General features: G+C 70.4%; 18 protein-coding genes. 11 read left to right on the top strand and 7 right to left on the bottom strand.

Features of this window, described 5'->3' with window-relative positions:
• Positions 1-9 precede the first annotated feature (9 nt).
• The gene (locus tag IE263_RS46025; RefSeq protein ID WP_308430827.1) at positions 10-357 is read right to left on the bottom strand and encodes a hypothetical protein; all 348 of its coding nucleotides are present in this window, start codon (positions 355-357) and stop codon (positions 10-12) included.
• Positions 358-637: 280 nt separating this feature from the next.
• Positions 638-2590, bottom strand: coding sequence for an APC family permease (locus IE263_RS46020; RefSeq protein ID WP_189944131.1), 1953 nt, complete (start codon positions 2588-2590; stop codon positions 638-640).
• Positions 2591-3129: 539 nt separating this feature from the next.
• Here IE263_RS46020 and kdpF point away from each other — a divergent pair.
• The 10 genes from kdpF to IE263_RS45970 all read left to right on the top strand — a co-directional run bounded on the left by kdpF (position 3130) and on the right by IE263_RS45970 (position 15662).
• Positions 3130-3219 (top strand): K(+)-transporting ATPase subunit F, encoded by a 90-nt coding sequence (gene kdpF, locus IE263_RS46015; protein ID WP_016434100.1) that lies wholly within the window; start codon positions 3130-3132, stop codon positions 3217-3219.
• 32 nt (positions 3220-3251) lie between these two features.
• A complete protein-coding gene (gene kdpA / locus IE263_RS46010; protein ID WP_189944130.1) occupies positions 3252-4916 on the top strand; it encodes a potassium-transporting ATPase subunit KdpA in 1665 nt (554 codons plus the stop codon).
• Entirely contained in the window at positions 4913-7045 is a 2133-nt protein-coding gene (kdpB, locus tag IE263_RS46005; protein ID WP_189944129.1) for a potassium-transporting ATPase subunit KdpB, read from the top strand. The genes kdpA and kdpB overlap by 4 nt, the downstream gene beginning before the upstream one ends.
• Before the next feature lie 5 nt (positions 7046-7050).
• On the top strand, positions 7051-7683 hold the full coding sequence (locus IE263_RS46000) for a potassium-transporting ATPase subunit C (RefSeq protein WP_189944128.1): 633 nt from the start codon (positions 7051-7053) through the stop codon (positions 7681-7683).
• 9 nt (positions 7684-7692) lie between these two features.
• Positions 7693-8376, top strand: a complete 684-nt coding sequence (locus IE263_RS45995; protein ID WP_189944127.1) for a response regulator — start codon at positions 7693-7695, stop codon at positions 8374-8376.
• Between the two features lies 1 nt (position 8377).
• Entirely contained in the window at positions 8378-10921 is a 2544-nt protein-coding gene (locus IE263_RS45990) for a DUF4118 domain-containing protein (protein ID WP_189944126.1), read from the top strand.
• Between the two features lie 445 nt (positions 10922-11366).
• Complete coding sequence (locus IE263_RS45985) at positions 11367-12659, top strand: extracellular solute-binding protein (RefSeq protein WP_189944149.1); 1293 nt, start codon at positions 11367-11369, stop codon at positions 12657-12659.
• Between the two features lie 6 nt (positions 12660-12665).
• Complete coding sequence (locus IE263_RS45980; RefSeq protein WP_189944125.1) at positions 12666-13664, top strand: carbohydrate ABC transporter permease; 999 nt, start codon at positions 12666-12668, stop codon at positions 13662-13664.
• A gap of 89 nt (positions 13665-13753) precedes the next feature.
• Positions 13754-14518: a carbohydrate ABC transporter permease gene (locus IE263_RS45975; protein ID WP_229911538.1), complete on the top strand. Its 765-nt coding sequence runs from the start codon at positions 13754-13756 to the stop codon at positions 14516-14518.
• A 79-nt stretch (positions 14519-14597) separates the two neighbouring features.
• Positions 14598-15662, top strand: coding sequence for an endo-1,4-beta-xylanase (locus tag IE263_RS45970; protein ID WP_189944124.1), 1065 nt, complete (start codon positions 14598-14600; stop codon positions 15660-15662).
• Between the two features lie 155 nt (positions 15663-15817).
• Here the strand turns inward: IE263_RS45970 and IE263_RS45965 are convergent, their stop codons facing one another.
• The 3 genes from IE263_RS45965 to IE263_RS45955 all read right to left on the bottom strand — a co-directional run bounded on the left by IE263_RS45965 (position 15818) and on the right by IE263_RS45955 (position 18259).
• Positions 15818-16858, bottom strand: coding sequence for a LacI family DNA-binding transcriptional regulator (locus IE263_RS45965; protein WP_189944123.1), 1041 nt, complete (start codon positions 16856-16858; stop codon positions 15818-15820).
• A gap of 228 nt (positions 16859-17086) precedes the next feature.
• On the bottom strand, positions 17087-17293 hold the full coding sequence (locus IE263_RS45960) for a DUF5999 family protein (RefSeq protein ID WP_189944122.1): 207 nt from the start codon (positions 17291-17293) through the stop codon (positions 17087-17089).
• A 363-nt stretch (positions 17294-17656) separates the two neighbouring features.
• Positions 17657-18259 (bottom strand): hypothetical protein, encoded by a 603-nt coding sequence (locus IE263_RS45955; RefSeq protein WP_189944121.1) that lies wholly within the window; start codon positions 18257-18259, stop codon positions 17657-17659.
• 564 nt (positions 18260-18823) lie between these two features.
• Between IE263_RS45955 and IE263_RS45950 the strand changes: the two genes are divergently transcribed.
• Entirely contained in the window at positions 18824-20341 is a 1518-nt protein-coding gene (locus tag IE263_RS45950; protein ID WP_189944120.1) for a glutamate-cysteine ligase family protein, read from the top strand.
• Between the two features lie 154 nt (positions 20342-20495).
• Here IE263_RS45950 and IE263_RS45945 read toward each other — a convergent pair whose 3' ends face one another.
• Both IE263_RS45945 and IE263_RS45940 read right to left on the bottom strand, forming a co-directional pair.
• Positions 20496-20711 carry a hypothetical protein gene (locus IE263_RS45945; RefSeq protein WP_189944119.1) on the bottom strand — a complete coding sequence of 72 codons (216 nt, stop codon included), beginning with the start codon at positions 20709-20711 and terminating at the stop codon, positions 20496-20498.
• 14 nt (positions 20712-20725) lie between these two features.
• Positions 20726-20947, bottom strand: coding sequence for a hypothetical protein (locus IE263_RS45940; protein ID WP_189944118.1), 222 nt, complete (start codon positions 20945-20947; stop codon positions 20726-20728).
• Between the last annotated feature and the right edge of the window lie 22 nt (positions 20948-20969).

Below are 20969 nucleotides of genomic sequence, written 5' to 3'. Positions count from 1 at the left end.
CCCCGGTGGTCAGGGCGGTCCGGAGGCCTTCAGCACCGCCCGGGTGATCCTGTCGTCGATCTCGTGGCCCAGGCGCTCCAGGACGTCGGCGCCTTGGCGCAGTGTGCCGCGCTCCAGGGAGCGGCGTACGCCGGTGTCCAGCTGGTGCCAGAGCAGCGGGTTGTCGACAAGGACCCGGGGGTCCAGCTCGAGCCGGTGGCCGTGGGCGTCCCGCAGGACCAGGTGGGCGGAGACTCCGGTGTACTGCCGTACGGCGGTCAGGGCGTCGGTGCGGACCGCGCGGCGGTGGAGGGGGCCGCGCACCGCCAGCCAGCCGGGGCCGGCGGTGACGCGGTGGGGGAGGAGGACGACGAGCACCGTGGCGCAGAGGACGAGCCAGAGGACGGCGCGGCCGGGGTGAGCGTCTCGGCGTCCCAGTCGATCAGGAGGGTCAGGGCGCCGAAGCCCAGCGCGTGGGCCACCGCCGACCGGGCCTGGGACCGCCAGTGACGGTCGCCGGCCGTGGTCGGTGGTTCGCTGAGCCGCATGGGGCCGACGGTAGGCCGCCGGGTGGGGTGCGGGGGCGGTGCTGACGGTCTTCTGACGCCGGACGAGGGGACTTTGACGGGTCTCTGACGCCGAAGTGCCCGTGCGGGTGTCAGCCCGTGTGGACGCGGGGGCGGCGGGCGCGGTCCGGTTCCGCCTCGCGCAGGACCTCCCGGGTGACCGGGGCGACCTCGCCCTGGCCGAAGAGGAAGAAGCGCAGGAAGTTGGCGAACGGGTTGCCCTCGGTCCACTCGAAGTAGATGTGCGGGGTGCAGCCGGTCGAGTCGCGGACGTGCAGGAGCAGGGCCGCCAGGGCGTTGGGGATGGAGGAGGACTCCAGGGTCAGCACGCGGTAGCGGTTGTGCAGGACCTCGCCGCGTACGGTCAGTCCGGCCTCGAACTCGGAGGGGTCGCCGACGGTGACCTCGACGAAGACGAAGTCCTCGCCGGGGATGTCGTTGTCCTGCCGGATCTGCTCGATCTTGTCGCGGTACTCGGCCTTGTCGCGCTGGTCGGGCTCGTTGGCGATGAACCGGATCTTCCGGCTGGCCATGTCCCGGACGAATCGCTCCGCCATGTCGTCCAGCGTCACGCCCGTCACGCGGAGCTCGAAGGCGCGGGCCAGACGGGAGAGGAGGGAGACGAGGATGATGCCGGCGATGAAGCAGGCGCCGATCTTCACACCGTCGGGGCGTTCGATGACGTTGGCGATCGTCGTGTAGAGGAACACCCCCGAAATGATCGCGAAGGCGATCGTCCAGTTGCGCTGGCCGGCCTTGCGGGCGGCGATGGTCACGGCGATCGCGGCCGAGCTGATCAGCACGAGGACCCCGGTGGCGTAGGCGCCGCCCTGGGCGTCCACGTCGGCGTCGAAGATCCATGTCACCAGGAAGGCGACCAGGGTGAAGACGATGACCATCGGGCGCACCGCTCGGGCCCAGTGCGGGGCCATGCCGTAGCGGGGCAGGTAGCGGGGCATCAGGTTGAGCAGTCCGGCCATGGCGGAGGCGCCGGCGAACCACAGGATGGCGATCGTCGAGACGTCGTAGACCGTGCCGAAGGCGTTGCCCAGGTACTCGTGTGCCAGATAGGCCAGCGCGCGGCCGTTGGCGCTGCCGCCCTCCTCGAACTGCTTCTCCGGGATCAGGAGGGTGGTGATGAAGCTGGTGGTGATCAGGAAGACGCTCATGATGAGGGCCGCGCAGGTGAGCAGCTTCTTGGTGCCGCGGATCCGGCCGGCCGGCTGCTCCTCGGTGTCGCCCGGGTCGCCCTTGACGTGCGGCATGACGGCGACGCCGGTCTCGAAGCCGGAGAGGCCGAGTGCGAGCTTGGGAAAGACGATCAGGGCCACACCGATCATCACGAAGACGTTGCCGTGCTCCGCGGTCAGGGCACTGGACCAGTCGGTGATCACGTGGCCCTCGGTGATGACGTGCCACAGGCCGACGATCACGACGACGGCGTTCAGCGCGAGATAGACGCCCACCAGGGCGACCGCGACCCCGATGGCCTCCAGGAAGCCCTTGAGGAAGACCGCGCCGAGCAGCGCCACGAGGATGAGCGTGATCAGCAGCTGCTTGTCGTGCAGGGCGCTGTTCAGGTGCGGGTTCTCGACCAGGTGGGTCGAGGCGTCCGCCGCGGAGAGGGTGATGGTGATCAGGAAGTCGGTGGCGGCGAAGCCGAGCAGGGTCAGGACGAACAGCTTGCCCTGCCAGAAGGACAGCAGGCGCTCCAGCATCGCGATCGAGCCCTCGCCGCGAGGACTCTCCTCGGCCACGCGCCGGTAGACCGGCAGGGCTCCGGCCAGGGTGACGATCACCAGCACGATGGTCGCGATCGGCGACAGCAGGCCGGCGGCGAGGGCCGCGATGCCCGGCTGGTAGCCGAGGGTCGAGAAGTAGTCGACACCGGTCAGGCACATGACCCGGTACCAGGGCTGGCCCTTGTGGGCCGGTTCCGGTTCGGCGTGCGGGCCCACATGGCCGCCACCCTTGCCCATGTCGGACAGGCCCTCCAGCATCCAGGTGCGCAGGCGACTGGGCGGTGGGTGCTCGGTGGTGGCCATCGGCGTGCTCCTGAGGTGCGGCTCAGCGTGCGGTGCGGCTGAACGTGCGGTTTCCGGCCATCACGCGGACGGCCGCACCAGCGTAAGCAGAGAGTGACGCCTGGCCCAGGGATCAAGGGGCGTCCGGGCGTCAAGCTTCCGTTAAGACTGGCCGTACGGGCGGGGCTGAGCATCAAGAAAGGAGGTTACGGAGGTTTCCGGCGCCGAGTCGGCCGGACGAGGACGGGGCGGGGCGGTGCCGTGGGGCGGCTACCCGGTGTCATGGCCGTGGGCGGCGCGGAGGGGCCGCTCGTGGGTGGGGAGAGGGTCACGGGCGGGTCGCGGCGCCTCTGCGTCAGGGTCCCGTCAAAGGCGCGTGGAGCGGCGTATGGGAGCCGTCAACGGCGCTCGATTCCGGCCCCGCAGGCGGTTTCCTCTAATCGTCGCTGTTCGAACGAACCTCACCTCCAGGAGCTCACGATGGCCGATCTGGCCTTCGTCGTCACCACCGTCGCGGTCTTCGCACTGGTGGCCCTCGTCGCCAAGGGGGTGACGAAGCTGTGACCGCCGAGAACATCGTCGGCCTGGTCGTGGCCGTCGCCCTGCTGGGTTATCTCGTCCTCGCCCTGATCTTTCCGGAGAGGTTCTGACGGTGACATCAGCTGCTACCGCGGCGGGAGAGATGGGTCCCGTACTTGCCGGCGTGCTCCAGCTGCTGGCCCTCATAGGCGCCCTGGCGCTCGCCTACGTTCCCCTCGGCACCTACATGGCCAAGGTCTACTCCTCCGACCGCCACTGGCGTGTGGAGAAGTGGATCTACCGGGGCATCGGTGCCAACCCCGACACCGAGATGCGCTGGCCCGCCTACGTGCGCGGGGTGCTCGCCTTCTCAGCGGTCGGCGTGCTCTTCCTGTATCTGCTGCAGAGGCTCCAGGGCGTGCTGCCCGGCTCACTCGGCTTCAGAGCCATCGACCCGGACCAGGCGTTCAACACCGCCGCGTCCTTCGTCACCAACACCAATTGGCAGTCGTACTACGGCGAGCAGGCCATGGGCCACGTCGTGCAGACCGCCGGGCTGGCCGTGCAGAACTTCGTCTCGGCGGCCGTCGGTATCGCCGTCGCGGTGGCGCTCGTGCGCGGATTCGCCGGGTCCCGCACCGGTGAGCTCGGCAACTTCTGGGCCGACCTGGTGCGCGGTGTCGTCCGCGTCCTGGTGCCGGGGGCTCTCATCGCCGCGGTCGTCCTCGTCGCCTGCGGCGCGATCCAGAACTTCTCCGGGATCCATGAAGTCGGCCAGTTCATGGGCGGGTCGCAGCAGTGGAACGGGGGCGCGGTCGCCTCCCAGGAGGCCATCAAGGAACTGGGCACCAACGGCGGTGGCTACTTCAACGCCAACTCCGCCCACCCGTTCGAGAACCCGACGCCGTTCTCCAACCTCTTCGAGATCTTCCTGATGCTGGTGATCCCGTTCGCGCTGACGCGGACGTTCGGCATCCTGGTCGGCTCGGTCAGGCAGGGCTACGCGATCCTCGCGACCATGGGCACCATCTGGGTCGGCTTCGTCGCCCTGATGATGTGGACGGAGTTCGCCCACCACGGCCCGGCACTCCAGATCGCCGGCGGTGCGATGGAGGGCAAGGAGGTCCGCTTCGGCGTCGGCTCCTCGTCGATCTTCGCGGTGTCGACCACGCTCACCTCGACCGGAGCGGTGGACTCCTTCCACTCCTCCTTCACCGGCCTCGGCGGCGGCATCACCATGCTCGGCATGATGCTGGGCGAGATCGCGCCCGGCGGCACCGGCTCCGGCCTCTACGGCATGCTGATCATGGCGATCATCGCGGTGTTCATCGCCGGCCTGATGGTCGGCCGCACGCCCGAGTACCTCGGCAAGAAGATCGGCACCCGCGAGATCAAGCTGGCCGCCTGCTACATCCTCATCACCCCGGCACTCGTCCTCGTCCTCACGGCCGCGGCGATGGCCCTGCCCACCCCCGCCGACTCGATGACCAACTCGGGCGCGCACGGCTTCTCCGAGATCCTGTACGCCTACACGTCCGCCGCCAACAACAACGGCTCGGCCTTCGCCGGCCTGAACGCGGACACGCAGTGGTTCAACAGCACGCTCGGCCTGGCGATGCTGCTCGGCCGCTTCCTTCCGATGGTGTTCGTGCTGGCGCTGGCCGGCTCGCTCGCCGAGCAGAAGCCCATCCCGGCCACCGCCGGCACCCTGCGCACCGAGAAGCCGCTGTTCACCGGCCTGCTGGTGGGCGCGATCCTGATCATCACCGGTCTCACCTACTTCCCCGCCCTCGCGCTCGGGCCGCTCGCCGAGGGGCTGGCGGCATGAGCACCGACGTAACGAAGCAAGAGGACTCGATGTCCACAGCCACGCAGGCCCGGGCGCCGCACAGCGACGTGCTCACCGGGCACAAGTCCCCCGAGGGCCGTGTCGGCGCGGGCCTCTTCGATCCCCGGCAGCTGCTGACGTCGCTGCCGGACGCCTTCCGCAAGCTCGACCCACGGGTGATGGTCAAGTCGCCCGTGATGTTCGTGGTGTGGATCGGCTCCCTGCTGACCACCGTGTTCTCCTTCAAGGACCCGGACGACTGGTTCGGCTGGACGATCAGCGCCTGGCTGTGGCTGACCGTCGTCTTCGCCAACCTGGCGGAGGCGGTCGCCGAGGGCCGTGGCAAGGCGCAGGCCGACACCCTGCGCAAGGCCAAGACCGACACCGTGGCGCGCCGGTTCGTCGGGGCCCGCGAAGAACGCGTTCCCGGCACCGCCTTGGGGATCGGCGACCTGGTCGTCTGCGAGGCCGGCGACATCATCCCCGGCGACGGTGACGTCATCGAGGGCGTCGCGAGCGTCGACGAGTCGGCGATCACCGGTGAGTCGGCGCCCGTCATCCGGGAGTCCGGTGGTGACCGCAGCGCCGTGACGGGCGGTACGAAGGTCCTGTCCGACCGCATCGTCATCAAGATCACCACGCGGCCGGGCGAGACTTTCCTCGACCGGATGATCAACCTCGTGGAGGGGGCCGCCCGGCAGAAGACGCCCAACGAGATCGCGCTGAACATCCTGCTCGCCTCGCTGACGATCGTCTTCCTGCTGGCCTGCGCCACGCTGCCGCCGTTCGCCGACTACGCCGGCACCCGTCTGACGATGGTCGTGCTGGTGGCGCTGCTGGTCTGCCTCATCCCGACCACGATCGGCGCGCTCCTCTCGGCGATCGGCATCGCGGGCATGGACCGGCTGGTCCAGCGCAACGTACTGGCCATGTCCGGCCGGGCCGTCGAGGCCGCCGGTGACGTGTCGACCCTGCTGCTCGACAAGACCGGCACCATCACCCTCGGCAACCGCCGGGCCTCGGAGTTCGTGCCGGTGCGCGGGACGACTCAGGCCGCGGTGGCCGACGCCGCGCAGCTGTCGTCGCTGGCCGACGAGACGCCCGAGGGCCGCTCCATCGTCGTACTGGCGAAGGAGAAGTACGGTCTGCGCGAGCGGCACCAGGGCGAGCTGGTCGGTGCCGAATGGATCGCCTTCACCGCCCAGACCCGCATGTCCGGTGTGGACGTCGACGGACGCAAGATCCGCAAGGGCGCGGCCGGTTCGGTCGTCGCCTGGGTGCGCGAGCAGGGCGGCGAGATCGCCGAGGACGCGCAGGAGGTGACCGACCGGATCTCCGAGGCGGGCGGCACACCGCTGCTGGTGGCGGTCGACGACGCCGACGGCGCCCGCGTGCTGGGGGTCGTCCACCTCAAGGACGTCGTCAAGGACGGCATGCGCGAGCGGTTCGACGAGCTGCGCCGCATGGGCATCAGGACCGTCATGATCACGGGCGACAACCCGCTGACGGCCAAGGCGATCGCCGAGGAGGCGGGCGTCGACGACTTCCTGGCGGAGGCCACTCCCGAGGACAAGATGGCGCTCATCAAGCGGGAGCAGGCCGGCGGCAAGCTCGTCGCGATGACCGGTGACGGCACCAACGACGCCCCCGCGCTGGCCCAGGCGGACGTCGGCGTGGCCATGAACACCGGTACGTCGGCCGCCAAGGAGGCCGGCAACATGGTCGACCTCGACTCCGACCCGACCAAGCTCATCGAGATCGTCGAGATCGGCAAGCAACTCCTCATCACCCGGGGCGCGTTGACCACGTTCTCCATCGCCAACGACGTCGCCAAGTACTTCGCGATCATCCCGGCGCTGTTCGCGGCGGTCTACCCGGGCCTGGACAAGCTCAACATCATGGGCCTCTCCTCGCCGGACTCCGCGATCCTGTCCGCTGTCGTCTTCAACGCGCTGATCATCATCGCGCTGGTCCCGCTCTCCCTGAAGGGCGTGCGCTACCGGCCGGTCAGCGCGGACCGGATGCTCCGGCGCAACCTCGGCATCTACGGCCTCGGCGGACTCGTCGCGCCCTTCATCGGCATCAAGCTCATCGACCTGCTCATCTCCCTCATCCCCGGGATCGGGTGACCGCCATGAACAACTCGATCACGAACACCGCCCGGTTGCTCGGGGCGGGCCTGCGCGCCCTCCTCGTACTCACCCTGGTGACCGGCGTCATCTACCCGCTGGTGGTCACCGGCATCGCCCAGGGGCTGTTCACCCACAAGGCGAACGGCTCCGAGATCACGGCGGACGGCAAGGTCGTCGGCTCCTCGCTGATCGGCCAACAGGGCTACAGCCTGGACTACTTCCAGCCGCGCCCCGCGGGCGGACTGGGCGAGAACTCGGTCAACACCCAGTACAAGCTGATCCTCTCCGGCGCCACCAACCGCTCCGCCGACAACCCCGAGCTCGTCAAGTGGGTCGAGGAGGCGAAGGCCAAGGTGGTCAAGGAGAACTCCACGGCCGACTACAAGGTGAGGCCCTCCCAGGTCCCCGCCGACGCGGTCACCTCCTCCGGCTCGGGCCTCGACCCGGACATCTCCCCGGCCTACGCCGCACTCCAGGTACACCGCGTCGCCGAGCGCAACGGCCTGTCCGTCGCGCAGGTCGAGAAACTCGTGAAGGACCACACCGAAGGCCGCACCCTCGGCTTCATGGGCGAGCCCCGGGTGAACGTCCTCGAACTCAACATCGCGCTCAAGGAACTGGTCGACGGCAGCTGAGGACAACGGATGACCCGGGTGCTGGTCGTGGACGACGATCCCCAGCTCGTACGCGCACTCGTGATCAACATGCAGGCACGCCGGTACGGAGTGGACGCGGCGCCCGACGGCGCGACGGCCCTCCGGCTGGCGGCCGCGCATCAGCCGGACGTGGTGATGCTCGACCTCGGGCTGCCCGACATGGACGGGCTCGACGTCATCCGGGCGCTGCGCGGCGGGAGCCGTGTGCCGATCCTGGTGCTGTCGGCCCGTCAGGCGTCCGACGAGAAGGTCGCGGCGTTCGACGCGGGCGCCGACGACTACGTCACCAAGCCGTTCGGCATGGACGAGCTCATGGCCAGGGTGCGGGCCGCCGTGCGCCGCACCGAGGACACCCCGCTCCCCCCGGAGACCACCTTCGTCGACACGGACGACTTCACCATCGATCTGCTCGCGAAGAAGGCCGTCCGGGGCGGGCACGACATCCGGCTCACCCCGACCGAGTGGCATCTGCTGGAGATCCTGGTCACCCACCCCGGGCGGCTCGTCACGCAGGCGCACCTGCTGTGGGAGGTGTGGGGCGTGTCGCACGGCCACAAGACCCACTACCTGCGGGTCTACATGGCGCAACTGCGCCGCAAGCTGGAGGCGGATCCCTCCCACCCCCGGTATCTGATCACCGAGCCCGGCATGGGCTACCGCTTTGAAGGGTGACATGGCACGCGGCAAGCTCCGCATCTACCTCGGTGCGGCACCGGGCGTCGGCAAGACCTACGCGATGCTGTCCGAGGCGCACCGGCGCGTCGAGCGCGGCACGGACTGTGTGGTGGCCTTCGTGGAGCACCACGACCGGCCGCGCACCGAGGTGATGCTGCACGGCCTCGAACAGATACCCCGCAGACACCTCGACCACCGGGGCGGCGCCTTCACCGAGATGGACCTCGACGCCGTCCTGGCCCGCCGCCCCCAGGTCGCCCTGGTCGACGAACTGCCCCACACGAACGTCCCGGGCTCGCGCAACGCCAAGCGCTGGCAGGACGTCGAGGAACTCCTCGCCGCCGGCATCGACGTCGTCTCCACGGTGAACATCCAGCACCTGGAGTCCCTCGGCGACGTCGTGGAGTCGATCACCGGCATACGGCAGCAGGAGACCGTCCCCGACGAAGTGGTGCGCCGCGCCGACCAGATCGAGCTGGTCGACATGTCGCCACAGGCCCTGCGCCGCCGCATGGCGCACGGCAACATCTACCAGCCCGACAAGGTCGACGCCGCCCTGTCGAACTACTTTCGCCCCGGAAACCTCACCGCCCTGCGGGAGTTGGCCCTGCTGTGGGTCGCGGACCGGGTCGACGAGTACCTCAACGAGTACCGCAGCGCACACGAGGTCTCCCGGATCTGGGGGTCACGTGAGCGGATCGTCGTCGGCCTGACCGGTGGCCCGGAGGGACGGACGCTGATCCGGCGGGCGGCACGGCTCGCCGAGAAAGGTGCCGGTGGCGAGGTGCTGGCGGTCTACATAGCCCGCAGTGACGGCCTGACCTCGGCCTCTCCCAAGGAACTCGCCGTCCAGCGCACCCTGGTGGAGGACCTCGGCGGCACCTTCCACCACGTCGTCGGCGACGACATACCGGCCGCGCTCCTCGACTTCGCCCGGGGCGTGAACGCCACCCAGATCGTGCTGGGCGTCTCCCGCCGCAAGGGCTGGCAGTACGTCCTCGGCCCCGGCGTCGGTGCGACGGTCGCCCGGGCGTCCGGGCCCGACCTCGACGTCCACCTGATCACCCATGGCGAGGCGGGCAAGGGGCGCGGACTGCCCGTGGCCCGGGGCGCACGGCTCGGCCGGTCGCGGATCAGCGGGGGCTGGCTCGTCGGCGTACTCGGCCCCGTCCTCCTCACCCTTCTGCTGACCTCGCTCGCACCCGGTGTCGGACTGGCCAACGACATGCTGCTGTATCTGTCGTTGACGGTGGCCGCGGCACTCCTCGGCGGGCTGTTGCCCGCGCTGGCCTCGGCGGTGGCCGGCTCGCTGCTGCTCAACTGGTACTTCACCCCACCGGTGCACACCCTCACCATCGCCGACCCGGAGAACATCGTCGCCATCGCGATCTTCGTCGGTGTCGCCGTCGCCGTGGCGTCAGTGGTGGACCTGGCGGCCCGGCGCACGCACCAGGCGGCCCGGCTGCGGGCCGAGTCGGAAATCCTCTCCTACCTGGCGGGCAATGTGCTGCGCGGGGAGACCAGCCTGGAGGCCTTGCTGGAGCGGGTCCGGGAGACCTTCGGCATGGAGTCGGCGGCGCTGCTGGAGCGCGAGGGCGACCTCGCGCCGTGGACCTGCGCGGGGAGCGTGGGGCCCGGGCCCGTGCGCTGCCCCGAGGACGCCGACGTGGAGGTGCCGGTCGGCGACCACATGGCGCTGGCGCTCACCGGCCGGGCGCTGCCCGCCGAGGACCGACGTGTCCTCGCCGCCTTCGCCGCCCAGTCGGCTGTCGTCCTGGACCGGCGGCGCCTGCAGGAGGAGGCCGACCAGGCCCGCGCGCTGGCCGAGGGCAACCGGATCCGTACGGCGCTGCTGGCCGCCGTCAGCCACGACCTGCGGACCCCGCTGGCCGGGATCAAGGCGGCGGTGTCCTCGCTGCGGTCGGACGACGTCGAGTGGTCCGAGGAGGACGAGGCCGAACTGCTGGCGGCCATCGAGGAGGGCGCGGACCGGCTCGACCATCTCGTCGGCAACCTGCTCGACATCTCCCGCCTCCAGACCGGCACCGTCACGCCGATCGTCCGCGAGGTCGACCTCGACGAGGTGGTGCCGATGGCGCTCGGCGGGGTCCCGGAAGACGGCGTGGAGCTGGACATCCCGGAGACCCTGCCCATGGTCGCCGTCGACAAGGGCCTGCTGGAGCGGGTGGTCGCCAACATCGTCGAGAACGCCGTCAAGTACAGCCCGGACGGCAAACCCGTCCTCGTGTCGGCGAGCGCCATCGCGGACCGGGTGGAGGTCCGGGTCGTGGACCGGGGACCGGGCGTCCCGGACGAGGCCAAGGAACGGATCTTCGAACCCTTCCAGCGCTTCGGGGACGCCCCGCGCGGGGCGGGGGTCGGTCTGGGTCTCGCGGTCGCGCGCGGCTTCGCCGAGGCGCTGGGCGGCACGCTGACCGCCGAGGACACGCCCGGCGGCGGGCTGACCATGGTGCTGAGCCTGCGGCCGGCGCCCGCACGGCGGTCGGGGGAGCCGGAGATGTCGGCCGGGGTCGTGTCCTAGGGGCCACATCGCCGGTGCCGCAGCGCTCGGGGAGCTCACGCGGCCTTGTCCGTCCCCGGGCGGCCCCTTACAGTCAGCTCCGTAATGTTCGCCGATGAGGCCGAATGTTTCGATCACTTCCCCCGGAAGGGCTGATGCGCGCGCCCCGGGGGCGCGCCGGGCCCGCATCCACCTGGAGAGCGCCAAAAGTGCCCGAAGGGCCGGTCCCAGGGGGGTCCGATCGTGGCCTCCAGCATCCCGGGCTCCCCACCTTCTTTCGACTGGTACGAGCACCGTCCGTCCCGCTGAGCCAACCGGTCGGCGGATTCCCTGTGTTCAAGGGGTTGCCACCCATCGGAGCCTGTCTCTAGGGTGCGGCAGCGACGAAGCTTTCTGAATCTCCGTCGAAACTTTCGAAACCGGACGGACGCGGGTGTGTGCCGTCCCGTACCCCAAGGAGCGCATGATGGGCGACCCGGCACTGTCCCGCCGCGGCTTCCTGGCGGCCTCCGCCGCGGCCGGGCTGAGCATGACGGCACTGAGCGCCTGCGGCGGCGACTCGGACGGAGGGTCGTCGGGGACGACCACGATCGAGTGGTGGAACATCTCCACCACCCAGCCGACCAAGGACGTCTGGGCCGGCCTGGCCAAGCAGTTCGAGGCCCAGAACCCCGACGTGAAGATCAAGATCGTCCAGTTGGAGAACGACGCCTACAAATCGAAGATGACCGCGCTGACCGCCTCCGGGAAGCTGCCCGACATCTTCCACACCTGGGGCGGGGGCGTCCTGAAGCAGCAGATCGACGCCGGCCTCGTCGAGGACCTCACCGACAGGACCAAGGAGTGGGCGGACGGCCTGCTGCCCGTCGCCCGGGAGCCCTACCTCTTCGACGACAAGGCCTACGGCATCCCGTTCGACATCGGCATGATCGGCTTCTGGTACAACAAGGCGCTCTTCAAGCAGGCCGGCATCAGCACGCCCCCGACCACCTGGAGCGGCTTCCTCGACGCCGTACGGAAGCTGAAGTCGGCGGGCATCACCCCGCTCGCCCTGGCCGGCAAGGAGAAGTGGCCCGGTATGTACTACTGGGCCTACCTCGCGATGCGCACCGCCGGGATCGACGCCCTCCAGAAGGCCAGCGACGACAAGGACTTCACCGGGGAGGGCCTCGTCCAGGCCGGGCAGCATCTGCAGGACCTCGTCGACCTCCAGCCGTTCCAGAAGGGCTTCCTCGGCGCCGCCTACTCCAGCCCCACCGGCCAGGCCGCCACCGTGGGCAACGGCAAGGCCGCGATGGAACTCATGGGCCAGTGGGCGCCGGTGGTGGAGGCCGACATGGGCAAGGGCCTCGGCACGAACCTCGGCTTCTTCCCGTTCCCCGAGGTCGAGGGCGGCCAGGGGGCGCTCACCGAGGTGTTCGGCGGAGGCGGCGGACACGCCCTGCGCGCGGGCGCCCCGCAGGCGGCCGTCGACTTCCTGAAGTTCTTCGCCTCGGCCGCCACCGACACCGAACTGGTCAAGAAGACCGGCGTGCTGCCCGTGGTCCCGGCCGCCGAGAGCGCGCTCACCGACCCCAACCTCAAGGCGGTGCAGACCCAGTTGAAGGCGGCCACCGGCTTCCAGCTCTACCTCGACCAGGCGTACGCGCCCGCCGTCGGCCAGGAGGTCAACGACAGCGTGGCCGCCCTCATCGCCGGTTCCAAGTCGCCCCAGCAGGTCACCGAGTCGATCACCAAGGTCGCGAAGGAAGAGCAGTAGCCGGCGATGACCTCGACCTTCCTCCCGGACAAGCGGAGCGGCCCCGACGTCGGCCTCCCGTCCCCGGCCGCCGACACGGGCCGGGGACGGGCCCGGCGGCGCGCGCTGCACTGGCTCACCGCCGTCGGCTTCCAGGTGCCCGCCCTGGTGCTGTTCGGCGCGCTGGTGCTGCTGCCGATGCTGTTCGCGCTGTACGCCTCGTTCTTCCGCTGGGGCGGCTTCGGCATGCCCGAGGACTACGTCGGCGGCGACAACTTCACCCGGCTCTTCGAGGACCCCGTCTTCCTGGGCGACCTGTGGCGCTGCCTGGTCCTGGTGTTGCTCTCGCTCGCCCTCCAGCTGCCGTTCGCACTCGCCTTGGCGGTCGCGCTCAACCAGCGGATCCGCGGCCGGGCCGTGTACCGGATGCTGTTCTTCGCGCCGTACATCCTCTCCGAGGCGATCACCGGTGTGCTGTTCGGCATGATCTTCGCGCCCGACGACGGACTCGCCGACCACGCCCTGGGCGCGATCGGCCTCGACGGGGTGGGCGGGCAGTGGTTCGCCGATCCGTCCACCGTCATGGCCACCCTCTTCCTGGTCATGACGTGGAAGTACTTCGGCTTCCACATGATGCTGTACCTGGCCGGACTGCAGTCCATCCCGGCCGAGTTGACCGAGGCGGCCCTGATCGACGGGGCCGGGCCCTGGCAGCGCTTCCGCCATGTCACCCTGCCGCTGCTCGCACCGACCCTGCGCATCAGCGTCTTCCTGTCCGTCATCGGCTCGATCCAGCTCTTCGACCTGGTCTGGGTCACCACCGCGGGCGGTCCCGACCACCACTCCGAGACGATGGCCGTGACCCTGTTCCAGCACGGGTTCAAGCGCTACCAGGTCGGTTACGCCAGCGCGATCAGCGTGGCCATGTTCGCCATCAGTCTCGTCTTCGCCCTCGCCTACCAGCGGTTCGTGCTCCGCCGCGACCTGGAGGGGGCCACCACGACCCTGCGAGGAGGCGGCTCGTGAGCGCCCGCAAGACCGGCGGCCCGGTGAGCGTCCGCAAGACCGGCCGTACCCTTCCGCTGCATGTCGTCCTCGTCGCCGTCGGCGCGGTGATGGCCGTCCCCCTCCTCTACGCCGTCCTGTCCGGCTTCAAGTCCACCGACGAACTCTCCCGCAACCCCATCGGCCTGCCCGACTCGTGGCTGACGTCGAACTACACGGACATCCTGGGCTCCGGCTCCTTCTGGCGGCTGCTGGGCAGCAGCACACTGATCGCGATCGGTACGACGGTGGTGGTGGTCGCGGTGTCCGCGCTCGCCGCGTTCTCCTTCGCCCGGTTCGCCTTCCGCGGCCGGGAGGCGCTGTTCACGCTGTTCACGATGGGGCTGATGTTCCCCTTCGCGGTGGCGGCCCTGCCCCTGTTCCTGCTGCTGCGCTCGATGGACCTGCTGGACAACCCGCTCGGTGTGATCCTCCCGCAGGCCGCCTTCGGGCTGCCGATGACCATCGTCGTCCTGCGTGGCTTCTTCCGGGAGATCCCGGCCGAGCTGGAGGAGGCGGCCACCCTCGACGGCTGCGGCCCCCTGGGCTTCTTCTGGCGGATCCTGCTGCCCATGGCCCGCCCCGCTCTCGGCACGGTCTCCGTCCTCGCCGTGGTCGGCAGCTGGAACAACTTCTTCCTGCCGCTGCTGGTCTTCACCGACTCCACGTGGTGGACGATCCCCATCGGCGTCCAGCAGTTCCAGGGCCAGTACTCCGCGGAGTACGCCCGTGTCTTCGCCTATCTGGTCCTCGCCATGGTTCCCGCCCTGGCCTTCTACTCCGTCGCCGAGCGCCAGCTCGTCGGCGGCCTCACCGCCGGCGCCACGAAGGGATGACGCGCGCCCGCGGACGCACGGCTCGCCCACACCACCCCTGTACGGCTCACCGACACCATCGATCGTGAGGAGTCGCACCATGCCCAGCAGGTCCCGCACCCGGCTCAGACTCGCCGGAGTCCTCGCCGCCGTCCTGGTCGCCGCCGGTGTCGCCACCGGCCCGGCCGCCCAGGCGCACGAGAAGAAGCCGGCCACGCTCGCCGACCTCGCCCAGCGCCACGGCCGCTACTTCGGCAGCGCCACCGACAACCCCGAACTCACCGACACCGCCTACACCAGGATCCTCGGCCACGAGTTCGACATGATCACCCCCGGCAACGGCATGAAGTGGTACGCCACCGAGCCGCAGCAGGGCGTCTTCGACTTCTCCCAGGGCGACGAGATCGTGAACCTCGCCCGCGCCAACCACCAGAAGGTCCGCGCCCACACCCTCGTCTGGCACAGCCAGCTGCCCGGCTGGCTCACCAGCAGGGAGTGGACGGCCGACGAACTCCGCGCCGTCCTCAAGAAGCACATCCAGACCGAGGTCCGCCACTACCGGGGCAAGGTCTACGCCTGGGACGTCGTCAACGAGGCGTTCAACGAGGACGGCACCTACCGCGAGACGATCTTCTACAAGACGCTCGGCCCCGGCTACATCGCCGACGCCCTGCGCTGGGCCCACCAGGCCGACCCGAAGGCGAAGCTCTACCTCAACGACTACAACGTCGAGGCCATCGGCCCGAAGAGCGACGCCTACTACCGGCTCGTCAAGGAGCTGAAGGCTCAGGGCGTCCCGCTCCACGGCTTCGGCCTCCAGGCCCACCTCGCCCTCCAGTACGGCTATCCGACGACCCTGGAGGACAACCTCCGCCGCTTCGCCCGCCTCGGCCTGGACACCGCGCTCACCGAGGTCGACGTACGGATGCTGCTGCCCGCGACCGAGGAGAAGCTGGCCCAGCAGGCCGACTGGTACCGGGACATGACCGAGGCGTGCCTCGCGGTGCGCCGGTGCGTCGGGATCACCGTCTGGGACTACACCGACAAGTACTCGTGGATCCCGGCGTTCTTCCCGGGCCAGGGCGCTGCCCTGCCGTGGGACGAGCAGCTCGCGCCGAAGCCGGCGTACCACGCGATCCGGGAGGCGCTGAGGGCTCCGCGGTGACCGCCGGCCGCACACCGCGGACCGTTCGTGCCGGTCGCGTCCACCCGGCAGAGCCGCACAGTGACACAGCCCCGCCCTGCTGCCGGGGCGTGGCACCAGGCCGGACGGCGCCGAGCGCGCTCGGCCGGATCCTCTGGGCGGCACTCAAGTAGCCGTCATTGCACGGGGGTTGGTGGTGCGGTGCTGGACCGCACCACCAGTTCCGTGCCCAGCTCCACCCGCGGGGAGTCCGGTTGTTCGCCGCGGGCCAGGCTGAGGACCGTGCGGACGGCGAGCTTGCCCATGTCGGCGAGGGGCTGTCGGACGGTGGTCAACGGCGGCGCCGACCAGCGGACTTCCGGAAGGTCGTCGAAACCGACCACGCTCATGTCCTCCGGCACGCGCAGGCCGCGCCGGCGCAGCGCCTCGATCGCGCCGAGTGCCATCTGGTCGCTGGCCGCGAACAGCGCGGTCGGCGGCTCGGGCAGGTCGAGCAGGGCGGTGCAGCCGGTGAAGCCCGACTCGGGGTGGAAGTCGCCGGGGACGACCAGGGATTCGTCCACGCCGAGGCCGGCCGCCTCCAGGGCCGCCCGGTAGCCGTCGAAGCGGGCGCGGGAGCACAACAGCCGCGGTGGGCCGGCGATCAGGCCGATCCGCCGGTGGCCGAGGGACAGCAGGTGCTCGGTGGCGGCCAGGCCGCCCGCCCAGTTGGCGGCGCCGATGGTCGGGGTGTCGAAACCGGGGGAGCCCGTCGGGTCGACCACCACCAGCGGGACGCCCAGGATGCGCAACTGCTCGTGCAGGGTGGGTTCCAGGGCCGAGGTGACGAGGATGACGCCGTCGGAGGCACGGGCCCGCAGATTGCGCATCCACTCGCGGGCGTCCCCCGAGCGCCCGTGGATCGCCGACACCACCGTGCCCACACCGGCCGCGTGGGCGATCTCCTCGACGCCCCGGATGATCTCCACCGCCCAGGGGCTGTCGAGGTCGTTGAAGACCAGGTCGAGCAGGGCGGCGCGGGCCGGAACGGAGGAGGGGCGCTTGCGGTAGCCGTGCAGGCGCAGCAGGTCCTCGACCCGGGCGCGGGTCTCGGGCGAGACGTCGGAGCGGCCGTTGACCACCCGGGACACGGTCGGCACGGAGACACCGGCCTGCCGGGCGATCTCCGTGATGGTGACCCTGCCCCGGGACACGGGTGCCGTCTCGTCCGCTGCCACTTCCCCCACCTCCGTCGCGCCGCTTCGGACGCTCCCGTCGAAACTTCCAGGAGTCTTCCGGAAAGCGGGGGCCGGTGGGAAGACGTGCAGAAGGGAAACCAGGCGGCTACGGCGAGTGAGCGGCCGCGGACATGCGTCGGGGCCGGCGCACAGCGGCGGCTGCGGCCCGGCCCCTCGGATCACCGGTCGGCGTCGGTCGGCGCCGGCCGGGGAGTGTGCAGGCGGTTCTCAGGCGGCCGTGACGATCCGGCCGGAGTCGAGCGGGCGGTGCGGCGCGATGATCTGGCCGTCCGGCAGGAGCTCACCGGTGTCCTCGAAGAGCAGGACGCCGTTGCACAGCAGGCTCCAGCCCTGCTCCGGGTGGTGCGCCATGAGACGGGCGGATTCCCGGTCGGCGGAGTCGGCTGTCGGACACGGTGGCTGATGCTGGCACATGGAAGGGATCTTTCGCTCTGTCGTGGTGTGTGGAAGGTGTGTTGTGTTTGTCCCGCGGCGTGAAACGTCGTTCATGGCCGCCCCCCGTTGTGATAAATCGGTCGGAACCCAGTGTTGCCCCACGGGCGTCGATCCGCAGGGATTTCGCTGCACCGCTTCTCACAGGTTGATGACGCATCACCCGCGCGGGCGGTTCATCTCAACTGCACGGTCACTTCGGGTGGTTCTGCCTGGTCGGATGGGGCTAGTCCCGACGGACAAGGCCGTTTCCCACGGCACTGCTCCCGACGGCACCGCACCCCGCCACCGGGGCCGCGGTGGCGGGGTGCGGAGGACTGGGGCGCGGGCCCGGCTCGGCCGGGGTCAGGCCGGGGTCAGGCCGGGGGAGCCGAGCAGGGGCCCAGGGCCCGGTGTGACCCGGAGGGTCAGCACCGGCAGCAGTTCGGCGACCCGGTGCGGGCGGTGGGCGGCGATCCCGGGCGGCGCCGGGGCCAGCGGCACCAGCAGGTCGGTCGCCGCGGGATGGCCGGTGGTGCCGTCCGAGGCGCAGTCGCCGTGCAGCCACAGTGTGAGCATGTACAGGCCGGGCACGGACAGCAGACGCGCCTGGTACGACTGCGTGGACGACTCGGCCTGGCGCAGCGCGCGTTCGGTGGAGGCGATGTAGGGACCTTCGAAGAAGTGCGAGAAGGCCCAGCCGTCGGGGGTCAGCCGGGTCTCGGCCGCGGCCACCGCCCGGTCACCGCAGCGGATCAGGAAGCGCCAGCCGGCCAGCCGGGTCGCGGACACGCCTTCGGGGGTGATCCGGTCCAGGACGTGCACGGGCAGTGGGAGTTCGGGAGTGGCGTCCTGCTGGGCGGTGCGCAGGGACGGGGTCCGCGCCTCGCGGACCGCTGTGGGGGAACCGAGTGCCGTGAGGACGGAGCGCAGGGCGGGCGCGGGAGCCGGGGGGACATGCAGCGGCATGATGGGTCGCCTCTCATTCGACAGGCATGGTGGCGCGAGGGCGTGGGGCGGACGACGCTGTCAGCTCTCAGGGGAGGTCACAGAGGCAGGGGCCGGGGTCTGGGATTCGGGGGTGCACAAGCGGCCTGCCGTCCGTCACCTCGACGACGACAGGCTCCTTCGACCGTGGGCGCCCACCTTCTCTGCCTTGTTCGCGGAGTTTATACGACACGTGTTCAGATTGTGTTTCGTCTAGCCGATTCCGGGGCACCCCGCAAGGGTCCATTCGGTCGGCGATACGTGTGAATCATCCCGATTCAGAGCGGGTGGCGCGGCGATGACCTCGGGATATGTGTCTGCAGCGGTCGGCCCATTCTCGTCGGCGTTTTTCACGAGCTCCCGAGCCGTGAAACCCCGCTTTGCCGCTTGCCCGATGAATGTGCCTCCGGACACCTCCGGTCAGGGTAGCGGGTACCGGGCCGGTCGGGGGACGTTATCGATCGACAGGGCTGGGCATCATCCCACCTGACCCCGGACAGCCGACGGGCGGATCGCCGGTCCGCCCATGCGAGGAGGGACGCTTCGATGGGGGAGAAGGTCGTGGCAGGCGGATTCGACCTGTCCGATCGTCAGCGCTACCGCGACAAGCTGCGGCAGTGCCTGACGGGGCTGGAGCGGCTCCTGACCCAGCAGCGCTTCGACCGCCCCAAGAACCTCATGGGGCTCGAGATCGAACTGAATCTCGCGGGCGCCGACGGCCTGCCGAAAATGCTGAATGGGCAAGTGTTGGAGAGGATCGCGAGTCGAGATTTCCAAACAGAACTCGCCATGTTCAACCTGGAAGTCAACATAGCCCCACACCGATTGGACGGGCGGGTATTCGACCGGCTCGCGGAGGAACTCCGCACGTCACTGGCATATGCCCACCGAAAGGCCGGAGAGGTCGACGCGGGAATCGTGATGATCGGTATTCTGCCGACTCTGGACCGTGACGACCTGGTCTCCTCCAACCTTTCCGACGTCGACCGCTACACCCTCCTCAACGATCAGATCGTGGCCGCCCGCGGCGAGGAGTTCAGCCTCGAGATCGACGGTGTGGAGCGCCTGTCGTGCACCTCGAAGTCGATCGTCCCGGAGGCGGCCTGCACCTCCGTGCAGCTGCATCTCCAGGTCACTCCGGCCCGCTTCGCCGACGTGTGGAACGCCGCGCAGGCCGTCGCCGCCGTGCAGGTCGCGGTCGGCGCCAACTCGCCCTTCCTCTTCGGCCGTGAGCTGTGGCGCGAGTCCCGGCCCCCGCTGTTCCAGCAGGCCACCGACACCCGTCCGCCGGAGCTCCAGGCACAGGGCGTGCGACCGCGGACCTGGTTCGGCGAGCGGTGGATCAGCTCCGCGTACGAGCTGTTCGAGGAGAACCTGCGCTACTTCCCGGCGCTGCTGCCCATCTGCGACGAGGAGGACCCGCTGGAGGTCCTGGCGGCCGGCGGCGTCCCCAAGCTCGCCGAGCTGGTCCTGCACAACGGCACCGTCTACCGCTGGAACCGCCCCGTCTACGGCATCGCCGACGGCGTCCCCCACCTGCGCGTCGAGAACCGCGTCCTGCCCGCCGGCCCCACCGTCACCGACGTCGTCGCCAACGCGGCCTTCTACTACGGCGTCGTCCGCGCCCTCGCCGAGGACTCCCGGCCGGTGTGGACCCGCATGCCCTTCGAGACCGCGGCCGCGAACTTCGACGCCGCCTGCCGTTACGGCATCGACGCCCGTCTGCAGTGGCCGCGGCGCGGCCGGCTCGGCGGCACGAGCGAGGTCGACGCGGTGAGTCTCGTACGGGACGAGCTGCTGCCGCTGGCCGAGGCCGGGCTGGACGCGTGGGGTGTGGAGCGGGCGGACCGGGATCTGTACCTGGGGGTCATCGAGGAGCGGTGCCGTCGGCGGACCAACGGGGCGAGCTGGCAGGTGGCGACCTTCCATCGCGCCCTGGAGGCGGGGCTGCCGCGGGACGCTGCGCTGGCGGCGACGACGCGGCGGTACGCCGAGTTGATGCACCAGGGGGAGCCGGCGCACACCTGGCCGGTGGGGCTGCCGGAGCCGGTCCCTGCGGGGTAGAGCGGACCTGGGTTGTATCTCGGGTGCGGGTGGGTGGGGGCTGGTCGAGCCCGCGCGGCAAAGCCGCAGAATGCAGCGGTCCCGCGCCCCTGGGTTGGCCGGGCCCGAGGTCGGCTGTCAGCCACTGTCCTTCCGCCCAGCCACGGCCCTCTGCTCAGCCGCGGGCCACGTTTCCGGTCGCCGTCACCCGGGTCGCCTCGCGGTTGGCGGTGATCCGCTGGACCCCCAGGTCGGAGTCCGCCCCCCACACCTGCGCGTCCGGGGTCCGGCTCGCGGCGAGCGTGTCCGCGACCTCGGACGGCTCGCGGGCGGCGACGGTGACCGCGAGGCACTGTCCGTCGGAGGTCGGACCGGTGTCCTCGGCCTGCATCGCAGGGGCGGCGGTCAGTGCGGGCGCCAGTCCGGCGAGGCGGCCACGGTCGGCCGTACCGGGTCGTCGCGGCAGGAGGAGCCGGAGGAGAGCAGGCCGCTCTGCACGGCCGCCGCGGCGGAACCGGCGACGGTGAGGACGAGGGCCGTCGCGATCGCCACCGTGCGGCGGCGGGCGCGAACACGGGGGCCGCTGGCGCCCGCCGCGGACTCATCGGGCAAGCTGTGACGTCCCATGACGGTGGTGCCCTCCCTGTCG

The organism is Streptomyces aurantiogriseus (assembly GCF_014649375.1).
Taxonomy (GTDB): Bacteria; Actinomycetota; Actinomycetes; order Streptomycetales; family Streptomycetaceae; genus Streptomyces; species Streptomyces aurantiogriseus.
Note: the sequence above shows the minus strand (reverse complement) of the source record. Positions and strands in the feature narration are given on the sequence as shown.